The following is a 4,397-nucleotide window of genomic DNA, read 5'->3' as shown; positions in this document are numbered from 1 at the left end:
ATTTGAGGTTTTTCTGCTTCCATTTTAAGAATATCAGCAAACCCTACAATCCCTGTCAGCGGTGTTCTAATGTCATGGCGCATGTTTTCAAGAAATTCGGTTTTGGCCTGACTTGCTACTTCGGCAGCCTCTTTAGCATGGCTTAGTTTTTCTTCCATTTCTTTTCTGTCAGTGATATCAAATGAAATACCTAAAATGCCAATTACTTCGCCTTTTGAATTAAAGAGAGGGGACTTTTTGGATAAAAAAATGGATACTTTATCGCTATTAGCTAATTGCGAAGCTTCTTCTCGAGTTAACGTTTTCTTACTCTCTATGACCATTAAATCACTTTCACGTAAGATAGATGCCTCATGATGCCATGGCATTTCATTATCCGTTTTTCCAATCACTTCTGCTGGTGCTAAAAAACCTGCTGATTTTGCTTGGGCAAGATTACATCCTTGATAGACTGAGTCTCGATTTTTCCAGTAAACATGGCCTGGAAGGTTTTCAAGAATTCCAGCCAGAGTTATTTCTGCGGATTCCTTTGCGAGTTCTATTTTTTCTTCTTTGAGTTTTTGTGCAGTGATGTTGATTGAAATGCCAGCAATTCCTATAGGCTTACCATTTTTATCAATGATTGGAATTTTATAGGTGAGATAAATGAGATTTTCTAAGCCAAGCTCAGACGTATTTTCATCAAAAATACACGGTTTGCCACCATGTAATACCTGCTTATCATTCTTGCGAATAAGATTGGCTAACGCTTTAGGGTAAATATCGTAATCTGTTTTTCCAATCATCTGTTGGGGTGAGTTAAATCCAGCATCGATAGCCTGTAAAGTATTGCAATTGATGTATACAAAGCGCTCATTTTTGAAATAGATGTGAACGGGCATTTTATCAAAGAGCTGCTCAAGCAGTTCGATCTGAGTTAGGTCTGATAATCCCTTTTTTTTCATAAAGTTGCCCTATAAGATTAGCTATTTTAGATTTCTCCTCGAGAGCCTCATATGCGCAGCCTGTATGTATAGAGTTTAGATCATTTATTTCGTTAAAGAAGGTATTGGCGTAAATGTGTTTTAAAAAAAATAACGTGGGGTTTTGTTGAGAGCAGCCACTTTCTAAAGCGAATTTTTGCATCAAAGCGAGTTCTTTCTCTCGTTTTTCTATCGAAGTTTTACCAGAATCTAGAAATAAGGCCTGAAAAGGATTATGTCGCAGCGCTGCTAATTGTTTTCCCGAATATTGAGGATGAATAGCAGTATTCGCTAGAATTAATTTTAAAGGGGAGGCATCGAGCACTTGGGCAATATAGTCTATCGGGCTTCGACGATACCCTGTTTCTTCATCAAGAACTTCACCTGAGACAACTAAACAGTGTTCATAGTTTTCTTCACAGGGCATGAGAGTAAATTGGATTTCGTTTTTTTTGTTGCCTAAAAAATTAAATAAAATCGTATCGTAGTGAGAGGATGGGGCAGCGCAAAACCGGTGTATTTTAAGCAGTATAGGAATTTTTTTTAAGATAGCATGATTGAAAATAACTTCACTGACTAGATGACAAGGTAAGACAGCACGTCCTTCGTCTGCTATTTTATATAAACTAGGCAAAATCTCTTTGTAGTCATGCTCCGGCAATTCAGTGGCGATTTGCATGATGAAATGACAGCCTAATTTGCAAACAATCTGTTGATAATAATGGGATAAACGCTTGGCTCGATGTTTTGATATCATGTATTCATCGGCAATTTGATTTAAATTAATTGCAACAGGAATATTATTTACCCTAATGTTAAAATGCGTTAAAAAATGGCAGGTAATCATAAACACTAACTCTTCGTGCAGGCCAAATAGTAGCTCATGTCGAGCAAAGAAATCCGCAATGTTCTCTTTGCTATCTAAATTTTTATCAAACGTTGTGGCTAATTGGATAGATTGTTGCCAATTAAGGATTGTTTTATCTAAAAGAATTTGATGGACTTTAACCGCTTCAATTTGTTGCTGAAGCTCACTTTTATAGGCTGGGTTATGTAACCATTTTCTTGCGAGATGCAGTAGGCGATAGGCTCTGATTTGGCATAAATTTTCGCCTAATTGCGCATCAAAAGCAACCAAATGGCCTTTTAAAAAGGCTTCCAAAGCCTTTACGGTAGAAGCAATCACTTTTTGAGCCAAATATAAGCCATCGAGTTTTTGTTGTTTATTGATAAATTGGGTGTTTTCATCGTAGGGAAGCAGGGTAAGAAAATTATAGTGTTCGATTTTTGGTGTGTAGGAATTGTTCATAAAATAGCCTTAAATAATAAAATTAAATAAGCAATTAGAAGTTAGTAAATGAATAACTTAGAAGAAACATACTTCCCCCCATGCTAGTGTAATAGAGGAAACAAAAACCTAACTCCTTCAGTCTTGGAGACGAAGCTTATTTTGACTGTCTCTTTTTAAAAATGTTATTTGATTAAAATAAGAACAGAAGTATACCATGAATGAATGTTATTCTACTGGATCTTTAACACTGTTTTTAATATACCGTATGTAAAACACGAGGGCTGTGACCGTACCACAGGTCAATATACTCAATAAATAGCCTGCTGCGAGTAAATAGTCATGAACATATAAACCATGAAGCATAGTAAAAATTTGTATTATGTTAAAGCCTGCAAAAGTAATCAAAGAAACCCCTTTGGCTGTTTTGTTCCTTAAGATAGAGAAGATTTGGGGTATAAACAGAAGGGCATTGACTAATAGACTAATTGAAAACCCAAACTCGACAAATGATTCTAAGAAATTCATAAAATATCCTTCAACAATTAGCCTAAACAACCAAAGTTTTATGAGGTGAACTTTAGTTCAAAAATAAGAATATTAATAGAGATAGGTATTGGTGATTCAATGGTAAAAATGACGGTGCAGAGACTTCGTAGCGAAGTGTATCCTTATTATTTTGTTCAATGAGTAGGTCACTCAATTTTTTTAAGAAAGCTTTGAGTTAGAGTTTAGTCTGGATATGCGGGAAAACCCAAAATACGCTCATAATTACACTTCACCGCACGATCTTTATTCCTTGTCCTACAGTGAGTATAATTAGATTTTGGTAAGTATATTTTTAAAATGTGCAAAAAATGTTAGGAGCGGAAGTGAAAGATCTGAAATCTGGATCATTTAATGAAGATTTACGGATACTCAAAAATTTTCATGATTTATCACTTTGTGATTTGGAGAGAATCACAGAGATAAGTAATATCACCTTACAATCCTGGTTAAATCATTCTAATTCTGAATTTTATCAAAAGTTAGATGCGACGACATTCTATTACATTAAATCAAGGGTGCATTTTGATTTATGTGAAAGGGGATCTTTAGGTTTAAGGTCTGAAGTTAGATTTTTACACACCTTGATTCATGATACATTGACATCTGCTCAAAAAGAGCTGCCAAATTATAAAGGTATGATTGAAGAAGCCATAAATGCTAATTTGATTTTGTTGGCAAAAATGAACGAAATAATCGCTCCTGATAATAGAGAAAAGGAATTTTATGAGGAACTAAATAAGGAAATGGATGAGCAGGGAAATGTGATTTACCTACAATTTTAAAAGATATTATTTAAATAAATGCCTTTTTTAGGGGCTCTTCGCATTAAGGAACGAAATTTCCCATTACCGCCAGATAGTCCTTTACCAGACTAGGCTGTAGCCAATAAATGATTTTGTTATTAGTTATCAAGTTTGTATAACAAATTGAAAATTAAGGCACTTTTTCACTGTTATAGAATTCTTATTATTTAATCACGATTAGTGCATAATTTTTAATTAATTTGGATAAATAACATTAAATTTGTTATCGATTCAAAACGGGTGAAGTAGCCTTATTTAAACCCCTGTATTATCAAGCAGTTCAAGTCATCAACGAAACGCTTATCCCTATTAAAGCGTGCTTAAAAAAGAATAAGCTCACTTAACACAGATACTTTTGGGGTTTCTGCTTCTAATTCTCTGGTCTTCACAGACTTATCTTAAGTAATGGGGATAATCTCACATTATTTTTTGAGCCTCTTCCCTGCTCATTAAAGAAGTGACAGAAAATTAATCTCAAAAATAAATGATGTGTGATTAAGGTCAGAACTTAAAGCATTACAGAAACTGGCTGTTACCTGAATCTAAATGGGATAAACTTGACTATTTAGGTGTGAATAGCATGTTTCAGCGATGCCCTATAATAAGACGATTATTTTTAACCGCTATGCTTTTGCCAATTGTCACTTTTGTTTATGCAAATCCCCCTGCAAACTTTACTCAAGCGAAGAAAAAAGCAGAAACCATTTTTAAAACCCATCGTGCCACACTTTATTGCGATTGCCCCTATAACGAGAAGAAACAAATTGATTTATTAAGCTGTCAGATGCAGGAGGC

The 4,397-nt window shown here is 34.8% G+C and carries 4 protein-coding genes and 1 pseudogene; 2 read left to right on the top strand and 3 right to left on the bottom strand.

What is annotated here, in order from left to right; genetic code table 11:
* From Ldro_RS03825 to Ldro_RS03815, 3 genes are all read right to left on the bottom strand, one after another.
* A partial coding sequence (locus Ldro_RS03825) for a PAS domain-containing sensor histidine kinase (protein ID WP_157066452.1) occupies positions 1-944 on the bottom strand: 944 nt, incomplete at its 3' end.
* Positions 898-2,271, bottom strand: coding sequence for a hypothetical protein (locus tag Ldro_RS03820; RefSeq protein ID WP_058495105.1), 1,374 nt, complete (start codon positions 2,269-2,271; stop codon positions 898-900). The genes Ldro_RS03825 and Ldro_RS03820, both read right to left, overlap by 47 nt.
* Positions 2,272-2,478: 207 nt before the next feature.
* Complete coding sequence (locus Ldro_RS03815) at positions 2,479-2,778, bottom strand: PQ-loop domain-containing transporter (RefSeq protein ID WP_058495104.1); 300 nt, start codon at positions 2,776-2,778, stop codon at positions 2,479-2,481.
* 344 nt (positions 2,779-3,122) lie between these two features.
* On the opposite strand from Ldro_RS03815, the gene Ldro_RS03810 reads away from it, so the two are divergent.
* A complete protein-coding gene (locus Ldro_RS03810; protein ID WP_157066451.1) occupies positions 3,123-3,581 on the top strand; it encodes a hypothetical protein in 459 nt (152 codons plus the stop codon).
* A 601-nt stretch (positions 3,582-4,182) separates the two neighbouring features.
* Positions 4,183-4,397, top strand: a pseudogene (locus Ldro_RS03805) (hypothetical protein); the annotation flags it as partial.

It is taken from the genome of Legionella drozanskii LLAP-1 (assembly GCF_001467585.1).
GTDB classification, from domain to species: domain Bacteria; phylum Pseudomonadota; class Gammaproteobacteria; order Legionellales; family Legionellaceae; genus Tatlockia; species Tatlockia drozanskii.
The sequence above is the reverse complement of the archived record's forward strand: the minus strand, read 5'-3'. Positions and strand labels throughout refer to the sequence as shown.

Coding starts and splice junctions, on each gene's coding strand:
- Ldro_RS03820 (WP_058495105.1), bottom strand. CDS start 2,271: ATGAACAATTCCTACACACCAAAAATCGAACACTATAATTTTCTTACC.
- Ldro_RS03815 (WP_058495104.1), bottom strand. CDS start 2,778: ATGAATTTCTTAGAATCATTTGTCGAGTTTGGGTTTTCAATTAGTCTA.